The following is a 19,563-nucleotide window of genomic DNA, read 5'->3' as shown; positions in this document are numbered from 1 at the left end:
CTCGCTGGACGCCTCGCCCGACGCCGCGCGTGACGCGACGGCCGGCCCGGGTCAGCCGACCAGCACGACGTCCGCCCAGTAGTTGTGGCCGGCGGTCGACCAGGGGTAGCTCGCACCCGAGCTGTAGACGTAGACGCCGCCGCCCGGCACCGTGACGAACGGACCGCTCTGCATCGAGCCGATGAGGGCGTTGACGTCGGCGGCGTAGCGCCCGGTCGTCGTGAGGTACGTCGCGCGGTACTCGACCCCCGGCGTCAGCTCGACCGCCGAGTCGAACCGCACGGTGTGCCAGCCCGACGCGGTCTCGTCGCTCGACACGGCCGTCGTGATCGGGTTGCCCGTGTCGGTGCCCCAGAGCAGCACCTGGTGCGAGGTCGCGGAGTCGCCCTGGACTTTGAAGAAGCGGATGCCGGCGACGCTCACGGGCTCGGTCACGCTGAACCGCACGCCGAGCTGCACGGCGGTCGCGTCGTTCCAGCTGGTGTTCGTCGGCGTGGCGTCGTCGAAGATCGCGCCGATCGGGGCCGCGTCGACGGTCGTGAACGTCCACTCGCCGTCGGCGACCGGCTGCCCGCCGATCGTGACCGTCGCGGTGTGGCCCGTGCCGCCGGCGAGCGCGGCGGCCGGAGTGAACGTGAGCGTCGAACTCGCGGCGTTCCAGGTCGACGAACCCGCGACCGCCCCGTTCGGCCCCGTGAGCGCGAGCTGCGGCGGGGAGGCGATGTCGCCGGTGAGCACCGCGGAGACGGCGGTGGAGGTCGCGATCAGCGTGGCGCCGCCGATGGGGCTCGACGAGGTGACGGCGGGCGGGACGACGGTATCGGCCGGATCGAACACGACATCGACGAAGTAGTTCGTGCGGTTCCACGAGAAGGCCGGGATGGCGGTGCCGTCGCCGTAGCGGTACCGCCCGTTGACGTCTGCCGGGGCGACGAGCGGTCCGCTCGTCGCGGAGGTCGCGAAGAATCCGGGCGTGTACGAGTAGTGGCCGTTCGGGGCCAGGTACGACACGACGTACTCGCGGCCCGGCAGGATCTCGACCGGTTCGTCGAAGAGCGCCTGCTGCCAGCCCGTCGACGACTCGTCGGCGAAGGTCACCGAGGCGAGCTCGGCGCCGGTCGTGGCATCCCACAGCGAACCCGTGTGCGTGCCGACGTTGCCGGCCCCCTTGTGGAACCGAACGCCGAGCACCTCACCGCGGACGGCCGTGGTGAAGGCCATTCCGAGTTCGACCGAGGCGGGATCGTCGCCGGCGGCGGCCACGTCGGGCGTCGCGCCGGTGAGGAGGCTCACCGTGCCGTCGGGCGTCGCCTCGGCCACCGTGAAGGCCCACGTGCGCGCCGGCACGGTTCCGCCGCCGCTCTGCGCGGTCGCCCCCGAGAACGACGCCGTCACCGTCGCGCCCGACGGCAGCGCGGCCGCGGCATCGAACGTGAGCGAGGTGCCGTCGGCAGACAACGCGAGCGAGCCCGCGATCGACTGCCCGCCCGCCGTCGCGGTGAGCGCGGCGCCGGCGGCGATCGGTGCGCTGAAGGTCACCGAGACGTCGGCGTTCGGGTCGACGCCCACCGCGTTCGCCGCCGGGGTCACCGACGTGACCGCGATCGAGGGCGGCGCGGCATCGAAGACGACGTCGACGAGATAGCTCGTGGTGCTCCGGCTGGCCGGGAAGTCGCCGCTGTAGCTGTAGGCGCCGGCGCCGGCGGCCGTCGTGAGCGGGCCGACCGTCTTCGGCGCGGCGAAGGCGCCGATCGTCGCGGAGTACCGCCCGGCGGGCGCTCGGTACGCAGCGACGTACTCGGTCCCGGCGGTGACCGGAACCGGTTCGTCGAACGTGAGGGTGTGCCATCCACTCGTCACCTGGGAGGTGAAGGCGCCGCTCGCGAGCTGCTCGCCGGCGGCCGTCCACAGGCTGCCGGTGTGCGGACCCGCGTTGCCGATCGACTTGTAGAACGACACGCCCGTCACGACGCCGTCGATGGTGGGCGTGAACGCCGTGCCGAGCACGACCGGCACCGTCTCGGGATCCTCGAGGATGCCGGGCAGCGTCGATTCCGGGAAGATCCCGCACGGGCACTGGCCCGGCGCGGCATCGGGCTTCGCAGTGCGGAAGCTCCAGGTGGCACCGCTCGTGAGCGGCACGCCGCTCGCCGTTCGCGCGGAGAGCTCCACCGTGTACGTGACGAAGCCGTCGAGTGCGGCGGCGGGCGTGAAGGTGACCGTTCGCGTCGCCCCGTCGTACGCGGTGGCACCGGCGACGGACTCGCCGAGCTCGTTGCGCACGGCCACCGAGTACTCGGTCACGGCCTTCGTGAAGGTCGCCGAGACGGTCGCGCCCGCAGCGACGCTCGTCGAGCCGGGCAGCGGCCAACGCGACGTCGCGGAGAGCGGGGAGGTCTCGCCGGTCTCGAAGACCACGTCGACGAAGTAGTTGGTGTCGCCCCAGGTCGAGATGGGCCGTGTTCCCTGCACGCCGTAGACGCCGGCGACCGGGTTGCCGAAGCCGCCCGGGAGGAACAGGGGGTCGCGGTCGAGCGGCCCCGCGCTGAACGCGTGGTCGTCGGCCGCGTAGTGGCCGTTCGGCGCCCAGTACGACGCCGTGTAGGTCTGCCCGGCATCGAGCGGTACCGGCGTGTCGAACGTCAGCGTCTGCCATCCGCTCGACGTCTCGTTCGCGAAGGTGCCGGTCGCGAGCTGCGCGCCGTCGGGCCCCCACAGGGAACCGGTGTGGGTGCCGGTGTTCGCCTCGCTCTTGAAGAAGCGCACGCCCTGCACGAATCCGTCGGTCGTCGGCACGAACCGCAGCCCGAGCTCGACCGGCGAGGGGTCGCCCGCGTCGACCCGCTTCGGGGCCTCCGAGCCGAACGCCGAGTACGGGCCGGTCGCGTGCACGACGACCGAGGCCCCGGTCGCCGGGTAGTTGGCGCTGTCGTCGATCGCGCGCACCTGCACGGCGACGTCGCCCATGCGGTGCACGATGAACTCGTAGCTCCACGTCGAGGCGCCTACGGCCGGATGCCACGTGCCGCCGCCGTCGGTCGACACCTCCACGCCGGCGACGACGCCGCCGACGTCGCTCGCCGTACCCGAGATCTCGATCGACGACCCGTTCGCGACGTTCGCCCCGGATGCCGGAGCGCTGATCTCCACGGTCGGCGGCGTGGTGTCGGTGCTCTTCACCGCCGGCTCCAGGTCGCTCTGCAACGTCGCGGCCTGCGCACCCATGTCGGCGAGGAGATTCACTTCGGCCTGTTGCATGCGAAGGTCGGCCGGCGCGCCGTCGCCGTCGTGGGTCTCGTCGAGCCCCCACGACCACTGGACGCTGCCGGAGGAGAAGACGAGCGCACCGCTCGGCGCGCGGTAGAGCGTGACGTGGTGCTCGGTCTCGCCGGGCGCGACGACGTTGCCGAAGTCCTGGAGGTACTCGGGGACCGATCCGACGGTCGTCGAGAGCCGGATGAGACCCGGCGGGCGGTGACCGTTGTCGACGTCCTCGTCGGATTCGTATCCCACCGTGTGCGGGGCGAGCGCCGTGGAAGTGCCGGCCTGCTGCGACTCCAGTCCGGTGTTGCGCCAGAGCCGGGTCTTGCCCTCGGAATCGGAAACCGTGACGGGCAGGTCGGAGTAGTTCGACATGTACATGGTGCCGAGGAGGGCGTTCTCGGGCCTGCCGGCACCGCTCGCCTGCGAGGCGAATCGCGGATCTCGCCAGGTGCCGGTCCACTCGGCCGAGGGGTCGATCTTGGCGTTCGACCAGGTCTCCTTGTAGCTGACGAGCGTTCGGTACGGCGTCGAGGAGCCGTCGATCGAGGGCTCGTGCCTCGTGCGCCAGTAGGCGACGTTGCCGCCGAGGAACTGGATGTTCACGCCGGCGTCGCGTGCCGCCTCGATGTTGCTGCGCTGCTCGCCCGACCAGTACTCGTCGTGCCCGACTGAGAGGAACACCTCGTGCTGGAGCAGGTTCTGGCCGAAGCGGGCGGTGTCCACGCCGCTCGCATACGAGACGTCGTAGCCGTTTCGCTCGAGGAATCGCACCATCGGGTACTCGGACGCGAAGTAGAAGTCGCGCGCGGTGGTGCCTTCGCGGGTCGAGAACGGGCGGTTGTAGCTCAGCTTGTAGGCGCGCCCGTTGGCACCGCCCTGGTAGAAGCTCGCGCCGCCGTAGGTGTTGTACGCGTGCCACGTCGTGTCCGAGGTCTGGAACAGGATGTCGCTCGTGCTCGCCGAATCGCGCACCACGAAGGTGATGTGGCTGCGGCCGCCGGTGTCGCCTCGCGTGAGCAGTGCGATGTAGACGCCCGAGACGGCGTTCGACGGCACGTCCCAGCTCGCCGACACCGCCCAGCTGCCGCAATCGTAGAGCTCGGTGGCCCCCTCGGGGATGCACTCGGGCTGGTGCTGCGGCAGGGCGGCGCTCGGTTCGACGGCGTCCCACTTGCGCGCCCCGAGGCCCTGATACCAACCGGTGCGGTAGACGTCGATCGTGTACGCGGCGGCGTCGGTGTCGATCTTGAAGTCGATGCGATTGCCGACGTCGACGCTGATGTCGGTCGCGAAGCCCTGGATCGACGGATCGCCGGCGCCGGACTCGAGGTCCCATTCCTCGGGCTCGGCCCCTGGGACGAGGTTCTCGCAGGAGACGGGGTTGGCGCAGGTCTCGGCCGATGCCCCGGTGGCGGCGACGAGGCCGGCGGAGGCGAGCAGCGTGGTGAGGGCGATGGTGGCCGCGAGGCGACGAAGACGTCGCCGCAGGGCGGACTGCATGTCGGGTGCGGGCGGTCGGGCAACGGTCATCGGCTGTCCCCAGATGGCGGGTGGAGGTGACGGGCACCCCGAGGGTCGAGGGGGGTGACGAGTCCGTCCTATCGCGGATCCGCGTGCCGATGCGCCCCCCAGTTCGGGGTCGGGCCCCGCCGTTCGGGCGGCGGACGCGGCCCTTCGCGCAGGAACCCCCCTTACTGGGACTGCCGGCCTCGAGCCCGGGCGAGACAGAATCAGGTTCGGTCGTGCGCAGCCCGGCGTGCGACTCCTCCGGTGAGATCGCACCCGATCACCCCCTAGTGAATCGCGATCGACCCGGCGCAGCTCCGACCCGAACCGACAAGGAGCCCACCCTATGAACACCCTCTCCGTCGCCGTCGTCGGCGCGGGCTACTGGGGGCCGAACCTCGCCCGGAACTTCGCCGGCAGCCCCGATTGGCGTCTCGCAGCGATCTGCGATCTCGACCTCGCCCGCGCCGAGCAACTCGCGCACCGATTCGCCGGCGCCGAAGCGGTGACCGACCTCGCCGCCGTTCTCGCCGACCCCTCCATCGACGCCGTCGCCATCGCGACGCCCGCGCGAACCCACCACGCCGTCGCCCTCGCGGCCATCGCCGCGGGCAAGCACGTGGTCGTCGAGAAGCCGCTCGCCGACTCGAAGCAGAAGGCCCGCGAGATGGTGGCCGCCGCACGCACGGCGGGCGTCGTGCTCATGACGGATCACACCTACTGCTACACGCCGGCGGTGCTGAAGATCCGGGAGCTCATCGAGGCAGGCGAGCTGGGCGACATCCTCTTCGTCGACTCGGTGCGCATCAATCTCGGACTCGTGCAGCCCGACGTCGACGTGTTCTGGGACCTCGCCCCCCACGACCTCTCGATCATCGACTTCGTACTGCCGGGCGGACTCAAGCCGCTGTCGGCGGCGGCGCACGGCGCCGATCCGCTCGGCGCAGGCAAGGCCTGCATCGGCTACCTCACGCTGCCGCTGCCAAGTGGCGCGGTGGCCCATGTGCACGTGAACTGGCTGAGCCCGACGAAGATCCGCAAGATGATCATCGGCGGCTCGCGCCGCACCCTCGTCTGGGACGACCTGAACCCGCAGCAGCGCCTCAGCGTCTACGACCGCGGCATCGATCTCGAGACGCAGGCGCTCGACGGGCTCGAGCGACGGGCCGCGACGGTCTCGTACCGTCTCGGCGACACCTGGGCCCCGGCCCTGTCGGAGCGCGAGGCGCTCGACGCGATGGCGTCCGAATTCGCCACCGCCATTCGCGAGGGTCGCCACGCGAGAACCGATGGCGAGGCCGGCCTTCGCGTGCTGGCGGTGCTCGAGGCGGCCAGCCGGAGCCTCGAGAGCGGCGGCGACCCCAGCCGCCTCGAGCCCGAGAAGGAACTGGCAGGAGACTTGGCATGAGCGAACTCAGCGGAGCGACGGTGCTCGTGACCGGCGGCGCCGGCACGATCGGCTCGACGCTCGTCGACCAGCTGCTCGAAGCGGGCGTGGCCCGCGTCGACATCATCGACAACCTGGTGCGCGGACGACTCGCGAACCTCGAGCCGGCGATCGCGTCGGGTCGGGTCGAACTCATCGACGGCGACATCCGAGACCGCGACCTCGTGCACGACGCCACCCGCGGCAAGGACGTGGTGTTCCACCAGGCCGCGATCCGGATCACGCAGTGCGCGGAGGAACCGAGGCTCGCGCTGGAGGTGCTCGTCGACGGCACGTTCAACGTCTACGAGGCCGCCGTGGAGCACAAGGTCGCCAAGCTCGTCTCGGCATCGAGCGCCTCGGTCTACGGCATGGCGGAGGAGTTCCCGACCGGGGAACGCCACCACCATCACAACAACGACACGTTCTACGGGGCGGCGAAGTCGTTCAACGAGGGGATGCTGCGCAGCTTCCGTGCGATGTACGGACTCGACTACGTGCTGCTGCGCTACTTCAACGTGTACGGGCCGAGGATGGACGTGCACGGCGTGTACACCGAGGTGCTCGTGCGGTGGATGGAGCGCATCGCCGACGGCGTTCCGCCCCTCATCTTCGGCGACGGTGCGCAGACGATGGACTTCGTGTGCGTCCCCGACATCGCGAGGGCCAACGTGCTCGCTGCGACGAGCGACGTCGTCGAGGGCGTGTACAACATCGGCAGCGGCTCTGAGACGAGCCTGCTCGAGCTCGCCGAGGCACTGCTGCACGTCATGGGCTCCGAGCTCGGCGTCGAGCACGGGCCGGAGCGCGCGGTGAACGGCGTCGTGCGTCGCCTCGCCGACACCGCCGCGGCGAAGCGGGACCTCGGGTTCGAGGCGACGATCGGTCTCGAAGAGGGGCTCCGGCTCCTGGTCGACTGGTGGGCGCCCCTCCGCGACGAGATCGCGGCGGGCCGGTCGGTGAGTGCGACATGAGTACCGCGCAGGTGACCAGGCTCAACGTCATGAAGCCGTGGCTCGGCGCCGACGAGGTCGCCGCCGTGACGGAGGTCATCGAGTCGGGCTGGGTCGCCCAGGGGCCGAAGGTCGCCGCGTTCGAGCGCGCCTTCGCCGAGACGATGCAGGCCGGCGATGCCGTCGCCGTCTCGAACTGCACGACCGCCCTGCACCTCGCGCTCGTCGTCGCGGGCATCGGCCCCGGTGACGACGTCGTCGTGCCGTCGTTCTCGTTCATCGCGACCTCCAACGCCCCCACCTACGTCGGCGCCCGGCCCGTCTTCGCCGACGTGGATGCCGCGACCGGCAACGTGACCGCGGGCACGCTCGCCGCGGCGCTCACCCCGGCGACGCGAGCGGTCATCATCGTCGACCAGGGCGGCGTCCCGGTCGAGCTCGGCCCGATTCGTGCGCTCTGCGACCCGAAGGGCATCGTCGTCATCGAGGATGCCGCGTGCGGCGCCGGTTCCAGCTACGACGGGCGTCCCGTGGGGGCGGGCGCGGAGCTCGCGACCTGGTCGTTCCACCCGCGCAAGATCCTCACCACGGGCGAGGGCGGCATGCTCACGACGAGCAATCCCGAATGGGCGGCCCGCGCACGCCGGCTCCGCGAGCACTCGATGAGCGTGTCGGCGGCCGACCGTCACGCGAGCCTCGTCTCGCCGGCGGAGGAGTACGGCGAGATCGGCTTCAACTACCGCATGACCGACCTCCAGGCCGCGGTCGGGCTCGTGCAGCTCGGCAAGCTCGCCGAGGTCGTCGAGCGGCGTCGGGCGAACGCTGCGCGCTATCGAGAGCTGCTCTCCGGCGTCCCCGGCATCCGGCTCGTGGACGATCCCGCATGGGGAACGAGCAACTTCCAGTCGCTCTGGCTCGAGGTGGCGCCGGAGTACCCGCTCGACCGCGAGGCACTGCTGCTCGCCCTCGCCGAGGCCGGGATCTCAGCCCGGCGCGGCATCATGGCCGCCCACCGCCAGCCCGCGTACGCCGACCGCGACACCGGCGGTGCGCCGCTCCCGATCACCGAGCAGCTCACCGACCGCACGCTCATCCTGCCGCTCTTCCACCAGCTGACCGGTGAGGAACTCGAGCGCGTCGCCCGGGTGATCCGCGAGGCAGGAGAACGCTGACATGGCTGTGCTGCTCGTCGGGGCGAGCGGCCTCTTCCGGGAGGTCGTTCCCGTGCTGCGCGAGGCGAACCGCGAGCTGCTCGGCGTGCTCGACGACCGGCACGCGGCGCTGCCGCGCACCATCGACGGGGTGCCGGTGCTCGGCGGCATCGACGACGTCGCGCTCTCTCCCGACGCCGAGGTGCTCGTGTGCGTCGGCTCGGGCCTCGCCCGGGCCGCGATCGTCGAGCGGATGTCCCGAGCGGGGGTGGATTCGTCGAGGTACGCCACCGTCATCGATCCGTCGGTGCGCAACCCCGGCGGCTGCCCGGTCGGCGAGGGGTCGATCCTGCTCGCGAACGTGTCGCTGACCGCCGACGCCGTCATCGGCGCGCACGTCGTCGCGATGCCGCAGGTGACCATCACCCACGACTGCCTCGTCGAGGACTTCGCGACGCTCGCCTCGGGCGTCTCGCTCGGCGGCGGCGTTCGCATCGGCCGTGGCGCGACCCTCGGGATGAACGCCTCCGTGCATCCGGGACGCGTGCTCGGTGCCGGCGCGAGCGTCGGCATGGGCGCCGTCGTGCTCGCCGATGTGCCGGAAGGCCAGACCTGGGCGGGCGTGCCCGCGCGACAGCTGGGAGTGACCGCGTGAAGATCCCATTCCTCGATATCGCAGCGCAGCAGGCGGAGATCGCCGACGAGGTGCTGCCCGTCTGGCGGGCCCAGTTCGAGGCGGCGGCCTTCGTCGGCGGCCCTGAGGTCGAGGCCTTCGAGCGCGAGTACGCCGCCTACATCGGCGTCGACCACTGCGTGGGCGTCGGCAACGGCACCGACGCGCTGGAGCTCGCGCTGCGCGCCGTCGGGGTGGGCCAGGGCGACGAGGTGATCCTTCCCGTCAACACCTTCATCGCGACCGCCGAGGCCGTGACCCACGCCGGTGCCACGCCCGTGCTCGTCGACGTCGACGAGGAGCACCTCCTCATCGACCCCGCCGCCGTCGAGGCGGCGGTGACCGCACGCACGCGTGCGATCATCCCGGTGCACCTCTACGGACAGACGGCCCCCGTCGAGGCGCTGGCGCCGATCGCGGCGAGACACGGCCTGGTGATCGTCGAGGACGCCGCCCAGTCGCAGGGGGCGTCGTCGCCGGCAGGTCGGGCCGGCGGGCTCGGACGCGTCGCGGCCACGAGCTTCTACCCGGGCAAGAACCTCGGCGCGGCGGGCGACGCCGGGGCCGTGCTGACGAGCGATCCCGCCGTCGCCGACTTCGTTCGCAACTTCGCGGCGCACGGCAGCTCCGTCAAGTACGTGCACGACCGCGCCGGCATGAACTCGCGCCTCGACGCGGTGCAGGCTCCGGTGCTCCGCGCCAAGCTCCGGCGTCTCGACGGCTGGAACACCGCGCGACGTGCGGCCGCCGCCCGCTACGCCGAGCTGCTCGGCGACCTCGAGGGCGTGCGCCTTCCGGCGACGCGTCCCGGCAACGAGGATGTCTGGCACCTCTACGTCGTGCAGCTCGAGGAGCGCGAGCGCGTGCTCGCCGGACTCGCGGCCGAAGGCGTCGGCGCGGCCATCCACTACCCGACGCCGATCCACCTCACCGCTGCATACGAGTCCCTGGGCTATCGCGCGGGCCAGTTCCCCGTTGCCGAGGCGGCCGCTCTGCGCATCCTCTCCCTTCCGATGTTCCCGCACCTGAGCGCCGAGCAGCAGGGGCGCGTCGCGGAGGCGCTGGAGTCCTGCATCCGAGCGGCGCCGAAACCCGGCCTCGCCGCTCCGGCCACCCTGAACGGGAGATCGGCGAAGGGCGGGGCGATCCGATGAAGATCCTCGTCCACCCGCATCTCATGGAGGTCGGTGGCAGTCAGCTCAACGCGATCGAGCTGGCCGACGCCGTGCGCCGTCGAGGTCATGAGGTCGTGCTGTACGCGCCGCCCGGCGAACTGGTCGAGGAGGTGCACCGCCGCGGCCTCGAACTGATCCTCGCTCCGTCGACCCGGCGGATGACCCCGTCGCCGGCGTCTGCCGCGCGGCTCGTCGACCTAGTCAGATCCCGCCGGTTCGACGTCGTGCACTCCTACGAGTGGAGCGCGACCCTCGACACGATGTACGGGCCCGGCTGGATGGCGGGCACACCGGTGGTCTCGACGGTGCTCTCGATGGTCGTCCCCAAGTACATCCCGGCGTCGGTGCCGGTCGTCGTGGGCACGAACGAGCTGTACGAGGCCGAATCGAAGTGGCGTCCCGAGGTCTACCTCATGGAGCCGCCGATCGACGTCGCCGCGAACACCCCGGGGATCGCACCCTTCGTCGAACACGATGGTCGCACGCAGACCGTTCGCGAGCGGTGGGGGATCCCGTCGGATGAGACGCTCATCGTGCTCGTCGGCAGGCTCGCGCAGGGTCTCAAGCTCGGCGGGGTGCTCGAAGCGATCCGGGCCATGGCCCTGCTCGACGAGCGGCACCGCGCCCACCTGCTCGTCGTCGGCGACGGCCCCGACCGGGAAGCGGTGCAGGCGCTCGTGGACGAGGTCAACGCGTCGGCTCCGCGCCGACTGGTCACCCTCGCCGGCCTCATGATGGACCCGAGACCCGCGTACGACGCCGCCGACGTCGTGCTCGGAATGGGCGGCTCGATCCTCCGCGCGATGTCGTTCGGCAAGCCGGTCATCGTGCAAGGGGAGGCGGGCTTCTGGAGCACCCTCGACGCGGGCACGGTCGAGACGTTCAGATGGCAGGGCTGGTTCGGTCTCGGCGACGGAACCGACGGCGCCCCCGAGCTGGCACGCCTGCTCGACGAGCTCATCGCTCATCCGGCCGACATGGCCCGCAACGGCGAGCTCGGGCGGCGCGTCGTGCTGGACCACTACGATATCGAGCGCGCTGCAGACGAGCTCGAACAGATCTATCGCCGGGTCGCTGGCCGCAGCCACCCGATGCGGGAGCGGATCCGCGGCTCCGCGTCGATGACGATGTTCCTCGCGCGGATCGAGGCCGGCCGGGTCGTGCGCGGGGCGAAGCGCCGCGTGCGAGCGATTCCGCTGGTCGACCGCTTCGCTCCGGCGCCGAAGCCGCCGACCCGGGTCGGGCCGTCATGGTCGTGAACGCGTCCACAGCCGAGCGTCGCGCCCCGCGCACGCAGATCGACGGTGCCACGGTCACCGTGGTGATCCCGTGCTACAACTACGCCCGCTTCCTCCCGCAGGCGGTCGCGAGCGTGCTGGGCCAGGAGTCGGTCTCGGTGGACGTCGTCGTCGTCGACGACGCCTCCACCGATGACAGCCTCGCGGTCGCCGAGCAGATCGCCGCGAACGACCCGAGGGTCCGCGTGCTCGCCAACCCCCGCAACCTGGGCGCGGTCGCGACCTTCAACCGGGGACTGGAGCAGGCGACGGGCGAGTACCTCGTGCGGCTCGATGCCGACGACCTGCTCACGCCGGGTTCGCTCCGCCGCGCCGTCGCCGTGATGCAGTACCTTCCCGGCGTCGGCCTCGTGTACGGGCATCCGATCCACTTCTCGGGCGACGTCCCGCCCCCTGCCAGGACCGACCCGCTCGAGTGGACGGTGTGGGCGGGCAGCGACTGGCTCGCCGCCCGCTGCGTCGACGGCACGAACGTCATCACCTCGCCCGAGGTGGTCATGCGGCGCAGCGTGGTCGACGTGGTCGGCGGCCAGCTGCCGCTCGCGCACACGCACGACATGGAGATGTGGCTCCGGATCGCCGCCCACTCCGACATCGCGTACATCGTCGGTGCCGACCAGGCGTGGCACCGCGAGCATCCCGGCAGCCTCTCCACGCGCGCCGAGGATCCCCTCGTGATCCTCGCGGAGATCCGCGACGCGTTCGACCTGCTGTTCGACGGCCTCGGAGGGGCATTCGAGCGCGGAGCCGAACTGCACGCGGCATCCCGCCGGGCGATCGCGCTCGAGGCGATCGCGGAAGCACGTCGACTGCTCGATCGCGGACGGGCCACCGATCAGGCGGTGCGCCTCCTGGCGTTCGCGGCGGAGGTCGATCCCGAGATCCGTTCCACCAGCGTGTGGCGGGGACTCGATCGTCGGTCGGCCTCGGCGATGCCCGCAGCAGCGGCGATCGCGCTCGGCGTCGTGCCCCGCGGCCGGCGCTGGGTCAGACGACGGCTCCGCATGCACCGCTGGCACCGGGCCGGCGTGTTCGAGCCGGTCCGTGCTCGCCCTCGCGATGCCGCGTACGACGCGGGTCGGCCGGCGACCCACAGGGCGGGGCTGCCCGCGACGCCCGGGTCGGGCATCACGTCGAACGCGGGAGACGTCGCATGAGCGGGGGCAGCGAGCTCGGTGCGAAGGTCACCCGGGCGTTCGCCGTCGCACGGAACGAGGGACCGCGGGCGCTCGCCCAGCGGTTCGCCCGGCACGCGTACGAGCGTCTGGACGCGGCCAGCCTGGTCGAGCCGCTGCTCGACGACGACATCGCCGACTCCACCCGCGTCGACCTGCCGGTCCCCGCGGAGCGACCGTCACGTTCGCAGCCGCTCCGCATCGGATGGCTCATGGTGCCCCCGGCCGCGGGCTCGGGAGGGCACACGACCCTGTTCCGCATGATCGAAGCGGCCGAGCAGGCGGGTCACACCTGCGAGCTCTACCTCTACGACCGGTACGGCGGCGACGTCAAGGCTCACGAGCGCATCATCCGAACCTGGTGGCCGCAGATCCGTGCCGGGGTGCACGACGCCGCCGCCGGGATCCCCGGGCTCGACGCCTGCATCGCCTCCTCGTGGGACACCGCGCATGTGCTCGCCCGCCGCGGGACCTCGCCGATGCAGCGGTTGTACTTCATCCAGGACTTCGAGCCGTTCTTCTATCCGCGCGGGTCGATGTACGAGCTCGCAGAAGACAGCTATCGTTTCGGCTTCCGCTGCATCGCCCTCGGCGACATGGTCGCCGAGCTGCTCCGATCCGAAGTCGGCATCACCCCCGACGTGACCGAGTTCGGATGCGACACCTCGGTGTACCGGCCGCTTCCCGGACGCGAGCGCACCGGGGTCGTGCTGTACGCACGACCGAGTGTGCCGCGTCGCGGGTTCTGGCTCGCACGCCTCGCGCTGCAGCGCTTCCACGAGCTGCATCCCGACATCGAGATCCACCTCTACGGCTCGGAGGTGAAGGATCTCCGGTTCCCCGCGACCCAGCACGGCCGGCTCGCCCCCGCGGAGCTCAACGAGCTCTACAACCGGAGCATCGCGGGCCTCGCGATGTCGTTCACGAACATCTCGCTCGTCGCCGAGGAGATGCTCGCCGCGGGCACGATCCCGATCGTGAACGATTCGCTGCACTCGCGCGCCGACCTCGTGAACGAGCATGTCGGATGGGCCACGCCCACGCCGAACGGCATCGCCGAGGCGCTCAGCGCTGCGGTGACCCGCGCAGATCGGGCTTCGGCGGCGCTCGCGGCATCCCGATCGGTACGGCAGTTCGGCTGGGCGAAGGCGCAGGCCGACGTCGTCCGCGTGATCGAGCACGAGGTGTACGGGTCATGACCGAGCCGGAATCCCGCGATTCCGCCGGGCCGGCCGGCTCCGTCGGCCGGAGTGCGGCGACCGGGGCGGTCTGGCTCACCGTGCAGAAATGGGCCGTGCGCCTCTCTGGCTTCGTGACCATCGCGATCCTCACCCGATTCCTCGGCCCCGAGGACTTCGGCACGGTCGCGGCCGCCTCGACCGTGCTGCCCTTCTTCTACCTGCTGGCCGACCTCGGCTTCGCCGCGTACATCGTGCAGGTCGACCGCACCGACCGGCGCATGCTGAGCACCGCGTTCTGGTTCTCGGCGCTGGCCGGGGCGTTGCTCTGCGGGGTGATCGTCGCCGTCGCGCCGCTGTTCGGCCTCGTCTTCGACTCCGACGAATTCGTGCCGGTGCTCCAGGTCATGTCGATCGCGGTGGTGTTCACCGCGGTCTCGTCGGTCCCCACCGCACTGCTCCGCCGCGAGATGCGGTTCCGTGCGCTGGCGATCCAGGGCACGATCGCCGCGCTCGTGGCCCAGGTCGTCGCCATCGCGATGACGCTCACCGGGCTCGGCGTCTGGGCGCTGGTCGGCCAGGCGCTCGCAACGCAGCTCGTCGTCGCCGTGCTGGCGTGGTTCGCGGCGGGATGGCGGCCCGCCTTCCTGTTCTCACGCGCCGAGTTCACCACCATGACCCGATTCGGTTCCCAGGTGCTCGGCGTCGAGTTCGTCGCGATGTGCCGGGCATGGGCGGAGGCCGCGATCATCTCGGGAGTCCTCGGCATCGCGGCGCTCGGGTACCTCAACATCGCCCAGCGCCTGGTGCAGATCGTCCAAGACCTCACCGGGGCCGCGGTGGTGCCCGTCTCGACGGTCGCGTTCGCGAAGATCCGCGACTCCGTCGGGCGCCTGCAGGCGGCGTACCTGCGCGCCCTGCGGATGACGTACGCGCTGCTGACGCCGCCGCTGACGTTCATCGCGGTCGGTGCTCCGCTCATCATCCCGATCATCTTCGGCGACGGCTGGCAGGAGAGCATCCCGGTGGCCCAGGTGCTCGCGCTGGCCGGCATCATGGTCGTGGGCGCGACACTCGACCACGGGCTCTTCTACGGACTCGGCAAGCCGGGGCGCTGGTTCACGTACGCGCTCGTCATCGACGCGATCACCGTCACCGTCACGGCGCTGACCGCACGATCGGGCCTCGTGGCGGTGGCGTTCGGCTTCCTCGCCGTCGCCGTCGTCGCGACCGCGAGTCGATGGTTCCTGGTCGCGCGGCTCATCCAGGCGTCGCCCGGCATGACGGCGGCGCCGTTCATCTTCCCGGCGGTGTCGGTGCTCGTCTCGGGGGCGGCCGGATGGGGCGTGCTCACCCTGACCGGCGAGCTGAACTCGTTCGTCCGGCTGGTGCTGGTCGGCCTGACCGTGCTGCTGGTGCACCTCGTGGTCGTCCGGCTGCTCGTGCGGCCGGTGATCGACGAGGTCGCCGGATTCCTCAGACGATCGCGCCGGTCGGGCACCGGCCGTCTCCGACTCGCGACGAAGGAGGGATCATGACCCGAACCGACCGATCCACGACACTCACCGCCGGCGACCCCGCCCGCGTCGAGCAGGGGAGCGCCCGGTGGCGCGCCGCCCGGCCGCCGCACGTGCTGATCATCGTGCAGAACCTCCCGGTGCCGCTCGACCGCCGCGTGTGGCTCGAGTGCCAGGCGCTCGTCGCACGGGGATACCGCGTCAGCGTGATCTGCCCGAAGGGCCCGGGGGACCCGGCCCGGCAGCATCTCGACGGCGTCGACATCTACAAGTACGCGCCGGCGCCCGAGGCGGAGGGGCTTCTCGGATTCGCGTGGGAGTTCGCCTACAGCTGGGTCCGCACGGCGTGGCTCTCGCTCCGGGTTCGGCGCAACGGCCGCTTCGACATCATGCAGGCCTGCAACCCGCCCGACACGTACTGGCTCCTGGCCCTGCTGTGGCGTCCGTTCGGCGTGAAGTTCGTCTTCGATCACCACGACCTGAACCCCGAGCTCTTCATCTCGCGGTTCGGCGAACCGAAGGGCGGGCTGCGGTTGCTCGAGTACCGCGGTCTGCGCTGGCTCGAGCGGCGCACGTTCCGGGCCGCCCACCGCATCATCTCCACGAACGAGTCCTACAAGCGGGTCGCCGTGCGACGCGGGAGTCGTACGCCGGCAGAAGTCACGGTCGTGCGCAGCGGGCCCGACACCGCGCAGATGCGCCCGATCCATCCGGAGCGTCCGCGACCGGCCGGCGAGATCAACCTGGTCTACCTTGGCATCATGGGTCCGCAGGACGGGGTCGACCAGGCACTGCTCGTCATCGACGAGCTGGTGCGTCGTCGCGGCCGCACGAACGTGACCGCGACGATGCTGGGATTCGGCGACTGCCTCGAAGACCTGAAGGCGCAGTCGACCGCGCTCGGGCTCGACGACCGGGTGACGTTCACCGGCCGGGTGGATCGAGTGGCGATCGCCGAGCACCTCAGCCGTTCGGACATCGGCCTCTGCCCAGACCTGAAGACCCCGCTCAACGACCACTCCACGATGAACAAGACGATGGAGTACATGGCGTACGGGCTGCCGGCGGTCTCGTTCGATCTCGCCGAGACGCGGGTCTCGGGCGGCGACGCGCTGCTCTACACGCCATCCGGTGACATCGGGGCGTTCGCTGATGCCGTCGAGCGCCTGATCGACGACCCGGCGCTGCGCACCGGACTGGGCCGGCGTGCGCGCGAGCGTGTCGCCACGCTCCTCGACTGGCGGCCGCAGGCCGAGGCGTACGTCACCGTGTACGACGAGCTCTCGGGGTTCTCGCGCCCCGGCCCGGCGGTTCCCGCGGGAGCCTCGCAGCCCGGGAGCGATCCGCAGGGACGCCGCTATGTCGACCTCGACGACCCGGCCGAGTTCGATCGCTACCTCGTCGAACGGAGCGCACCATGACGGCGGCCCGCACCAGTCTCCACCACCTCCTCGACGGGGCCGCGGCTGCGGCCCCCGATTCGCCCGCCCTCACGTACCGCGACCGCACACTCGACTACCGCGAGGTTCGCCGGTCGGTGGCGGGCGTCGCTGCGAGCCTGGTCGAGCTGGGCGTGCAGCGAGGCGAACGCGTGGCGATCTACCTCGAGAAGCGCATCGAGACCGTGGTGTCGATCTTCGCGGTCTCCGCCGCCGACGGCGTGTTCGTGCCGATCAACCACGTGCTGAAGCCGGCGCAGGTGAGCCACATCCTCGGCGACAGCGGCGCACGGGTGCTCATCACCTCCGCCGACCGCCTCGCGCAGCTCGAGTCGGTGCTTCCCGACTCCTCCGTCGCCGACGTCGTCGTGGTCGGCGACGCGCAGGCGAGCGCGCGCGCGAGCTCCGACGCGAGCCTCCGGCTGCACGGCTGGGCGGATGCATCCGACGTCGACCTCGAACCCCGCTCGGTGCGGTCGAGCTCGATCGACCTCGACCCTGCGGCGATCCTCTACACCTCGGGCAGCACGGGCGCCCCGAAGGGCGTCGTGCTGAGCCACCGCAACCTCATCGCCGGCGCCGAGAGCGTGAGCGGCTACCTCGGCAACACGGCTGACGACGTCATCCTGAGCGTGCTGCCGCTGAGCTTCGATGCCGGCCTCAGCCAGGTGACGACGGCCTTCGCGGTCGGCGCGCACTGCGTGCTGATGAACTACCTGCTCCCGCGCGAGGTGCCGAAGCTCTGCGAGCGCTACGGCGTCACGGGGCTCACGTGCGTGCCCCCGCTCTGGCGGCAGCTCGCGGATGTCCCGTGGCCGGAGGCTGCGGCCCGGCGCCTCCGCTACTGGGCGAACACGGGCGGGCGGATGCCCCGGACGACGCTCGACGAGCTGCGCGGCATCTTCACGGAGGCCGACCCGTACCTGATGTACGGGCTGACCGAGGCGTTCCGTTCGACGTACCTCGATCCGGCCGAGGTCGAGCGGCGCCCCGACTCGATCGGCAAGGCGATCCCGAACGCGGAGATCCTCGTGCTGCGCCCCGACGGATCGCCGTGCGAACCCGGTGAAGAGGGTGAGCTCGTGCACCGCGGCGCACTGGTCGCGCTCGGCTACTGGAACGATCCGGTGCGAACGGCCGAGCGCTTCCGCCCGCTGCCGGGCCTCGCGCAGTCGTGGCGCACGCCCGAGACGGTCGTGTGGTCGGGCGACACCGTGGTGGCCGATGAGGAGGGCTTCCTGTACTTCGTCGGGCGCAGAGACGAGATGATCAAGACCTCCGGGTACCGGGTGAGCCCGTCCGAGATCGAGGATGCCGCGTACCGCACCGGACTCGTTCGCGATGTCGTCGCGATCGGCGTCGAAGACGAGGCGCTAGGCCAGCGGATCGCGCTCGCCGCGACGGCGACGAGCGCGCCTCTCGACGGCGATGGCCTCATCGCCGCGTTGCGCCGGCTGCTTCCCTTCTACATGGTCCCGTCGCAGATCGAGGTGCGCGACGAGTTGCCTCGGTCGCCGAACGGCAAGTTCGATCGGGCTCTGATTCGCACGGAGCTCCTGACCACGGTGGAGGTCTCCGGATGACGCCCGAGGAGCATCTCGAGGGATTCGGCACGATCGGCGGGGAGTTGCAGCTCGGCGGCATACCGCTGTCGCGACTGGCCGCTCGCGTCGGGTCGACGCCGTTCTTCGCCTACGATCGCGGCCGGCTCGACGAGCGCGTCGATCGGCTGCGCGCCGCGCTGCCCGCCCGGGTGGAGCTCAGCTACGCGATGAAGGCGAACCCGATGCCGGCGGTCGTCCAGCACCTGGCGGGTCGCGTCGACCGGATCGACGTCGCCTCGGCGCTCGAGCTGCGCGCGGCCCTCGACACCGGCATCCCCGCCGCGCAGGTCAGCTTCGCCGGTCCGGGCAAGACGGCCGCCGAGATCCGTCAGGCCGTCGCGGCCGGGGTGATCGTCGAGGTCGAGTCCGGAACGGAGTTCGGGCGGGTGGCGGAGGCGGGCGAACGACTCGGTCTCGTTCCGCGGGTCGCCGTGCGCGTCAATCCCGACTTCGCGGTGAAGGGCTCGGGCATGCGCATGGGCGGAGGGCCCCAGCAGTTCGGCATCGACGCCGAGCAGGTGCCCGGCGTGCTCCGGGAGTACGCCGCCTCGGGCATCGATGTCGTCGGCTTCCACGTCTTCGCCGGCTCGCAGAACCTGAACGCCGCGATCATCGGGGAGGCGCAGCGGCGCACCGTCGACCTCATCGGCACGCTGGCCGAGCATCTCGCCGCGCCCGTGCGCTACCTGAACCTGGGCGGCGGATTCGGCATCCCCTACGTCGAACGCGACCGGCCGCTCGACCTCGACGCGGTCGCGAGCGACCTGCACGCACTCGTCGACGGTCCGATCGCCGAGCGGTTTCCCGACGCGACCCCGGTCATCGAACTCGGCCGCTACCTCGTCGGAGAATGCGGCGTGTACGTGACGCAGGTGGTCGATCGCAAGGTGTCGCGGGGTAAGACCTACCTCGTCGTCGACGGCGGGATGCATCACCAGCTCGCGGCATCCGGCAACTTCGGCCAGGCCATCCGGCGGAACTATCCGCTCATCGTGGGCAACCGGGCCGGCGCTCCATCTTCGGAGACGGTCACCGTCGTGGGGTGCCTGTGCACCCCGCTCGACCTGCTCGGCGACGACGTGGAGCTTCCGGCTGCGCAGATCGACGATCTCGTCGTCATCTTCCAAGCCGGAGCGTACGGCCTCACCGCCAGCCCCACCGCCTTCCTCGGGCACCCTGCGCCCGCCGAAGTGCTCGTCTGACC

13 protein-coding genes are annotated in these 19,563 nt (G+C 71.2%); 12 read left to right on the top strand and 1 reads right to left on the bottom strand.

Annotation, left to right across the window (positions count from 1 at the left end; genetic code table 11):
* Positions 1 to 51: 51 nt before the first annotated feature.
* Positions 52 to 4,794, bottom strand: coding sequence for a DUF4082 domain-containing protein (locus DCE93_RS12175; protein WP_146184997.1), 4,743 nt, complete (start codon positions 4,792 to 4,794; stop codon positions 52 to 54).
* Between the two features lie 322 nt (positions 4,795 to 5,116).
* Between DCE93_RS12175 and DCE93_RS12170 the strand changes: the two genes are divergently transcribed.
* Genes DCE93_RS12170 through DCE93_RS12115 form a run of 12 tightly spaced genes read left to right on the top strand, consistent with a single transcriptional unit; the run spans position 5,117 to position 19,561 of the window.
* Entirely contained in the window at positions 5,117 to 6,178 is a 1,062-nt protein-coding gene (locus DCE93_RS12170) for a Gfo/Idh/MocA family protein (protein ID WP_108596110.1), read from the top strand.
* Positions 6,175 to 7,170, top strand: a complete 996-nt coding sequence (locus tag DCE93_RS12165; protein WP_108596109.1) for an NAD-dependent epimerase/dehydratase family protein — start codon at positions 6,175 to 6,177, stop codon at positions 7,168 to 7,170. The genes DCE93_RS12170 and DCE93_RS12165 overlap by 4 nt, the downstream gene beginning before the upstream one ends.
* On the top strand, positions 7,167 to 8,321 hold the full coding sequence (locus DCE93_RS12160) for a DegT/DnrJ/EryC1/StrS family aminotransferase (protein ID WP_108596761.1): 1,155 nt from the start codon (positions 7,167 to 7,169) through the stop codon (positions 8,319 to 8,321). Before DCE93_RS12165 ends, DCE93_RS12160 begins: the two co-directional genes overlap by 4 nt.
* 1 nt (position 8,322) lies before the next feature.
* Positions 8,323 to 8,955: a NeuD/PglB/VioB family sugar acetyltransferase gene (locus tag DCE93_RS12155; protein WP_108596108.1), complete on the top strand. Its 633-nt coding sequence runs from the start codon at positions 8,323 to 8,325 to the stop codon at positions 8,953 to 8,955.
* Positions 8,952 to 10,127, top strand: coding sequence for a DegT/DnrJ/EryC1/StrS family aminotransferase (locus tag DCE93_RS12150; protein ID WP_108596107.1), 1,176 nt, complete (start codon positions 8,952 to 8,954; stop codon positions 10,125 to 10,127). The genes DCE93_RS12155 and DCE93_RS12150 overlap by 4 nt, the downstream gene beginning before the upstream one ends.
* The gene (locus tag DCE93_RS12145; RefSeq protein ID WP_108596106.1) at positions 10,124 to 11,407 is read left to right on the top strand and encodes a glycosyltransferase family 4 protein; all 1,284 of its coding nucleotides are present in this window, start codon (positions 10,124 to 10,126) and stop codon (positions 11,405 to 11,407) included. Before DCE93_RS12150 ends, DCE93_RS12145 begins: the two co-directional genes overlap by 4 nt.
* Entirely contained in the window at positions 11,404 to 12,603 is a 1,200-nt protein-coding gene (locus DCE93_RS12140; protein ID WP_205647433.1) for a glycosyltransferase family 2 protein, read from the top strand. The genes DCE93_RS12145 and DCE93_RS12140 overlap by 4 nt, the downstream gene beginning before the upstream one ends.
* Entirely contained in the window at positions 12,600 to 13,820 is a 1,221-nt protein-coding gene (locus DCE93_RS12135) for a rhamnosyltransferase WsaF family glycosyltransferase (RefSeq protein WP_108596104.1), read from the top strand. The genes DCE93_RS12140 and DCE93_RS12135 overlap by 4 nt, the downstream gene beginning before the upstream one ends.
* Positions 13,817 to 15,337: a lipopolysaccharide biosynthesis protein gene (locus DCE93_RS12130; RefSeq protein ID WP_108596103.1), complete on the top strand. Its 1,521-nt coding sequence runs from the start codon at positions 13,817 to 13,819 to the stop codon at positions 15,335 to 15,337. The genes DCE93_RS12135 and DCE93_RS12130 overlap by 4 nt, the downstream gene beginning before the upstream one ends.
* On the top strand, positions 15,334 to 16,737 hold the full coding sequence (locus DCE93_RS12125) for a glycosyltransferase family 4 protein (protein ID WP_108596102.1): 1,404 nt from the start codon (positions 15,334 to 15,336) through the stop codon (positions 16,735 to 16,737). The genes DCE93_RS12130 and DCE93_RS12125 overlap by 4 nt, the downstream gene beginning before the upstream one ends.
* Complete coding sequence (locus tag DCE93_RS12120; RefSeq protein WP_108596101.1) at positions 16,734 to 18,338, top strand: acyl-CoA ligase (AMP-forming), exosortase A system-associated; 1,605 nt, start codon at positions 16,734 to 16,736, stop codon at positions 18,336 to 18,338. Before DCE93_RS12125 ends, DCE93_RS12120 begins: the two co-directional genes overlap by 4 nt.
* Positions 18,335 to 19,561 carry a pyridoxal-dependent decarboxylase, exosortase A system-associated gene (locus DCE93_RS12115; protein ID WP_108596100.1) on the top strand — a complete coding sequence of 409 codons (1,227 nt, stop codon included), beginning with the start codon at positions 18,335 to 18,337 and terminating at the stop codon, positions 19,559 to 19,561. Before DCE93_RS12120 ends, DCE93_RS12115 begins: the two co-directional genes overlap by 4 nt.
* The last annotated feature ends 2 nt before the right edge of the window (positions 19,562 to 19,563 follow it).

Origin of the sequence: Agromyces badenianii (genome assembly GCF_003070885.1) — a bacterium.
Lineage (GTDB): Bacteria > Actinomycetota > Actinomycetes > Actinomycetales > Microbacteriaceae > Agromyces > Agromyces badenianii.
The sequence above is the reverse complement of the archived record's forward strand: the minus strand, read 5'-3'. Positions and strand labels throughout refer to the sequence as shown.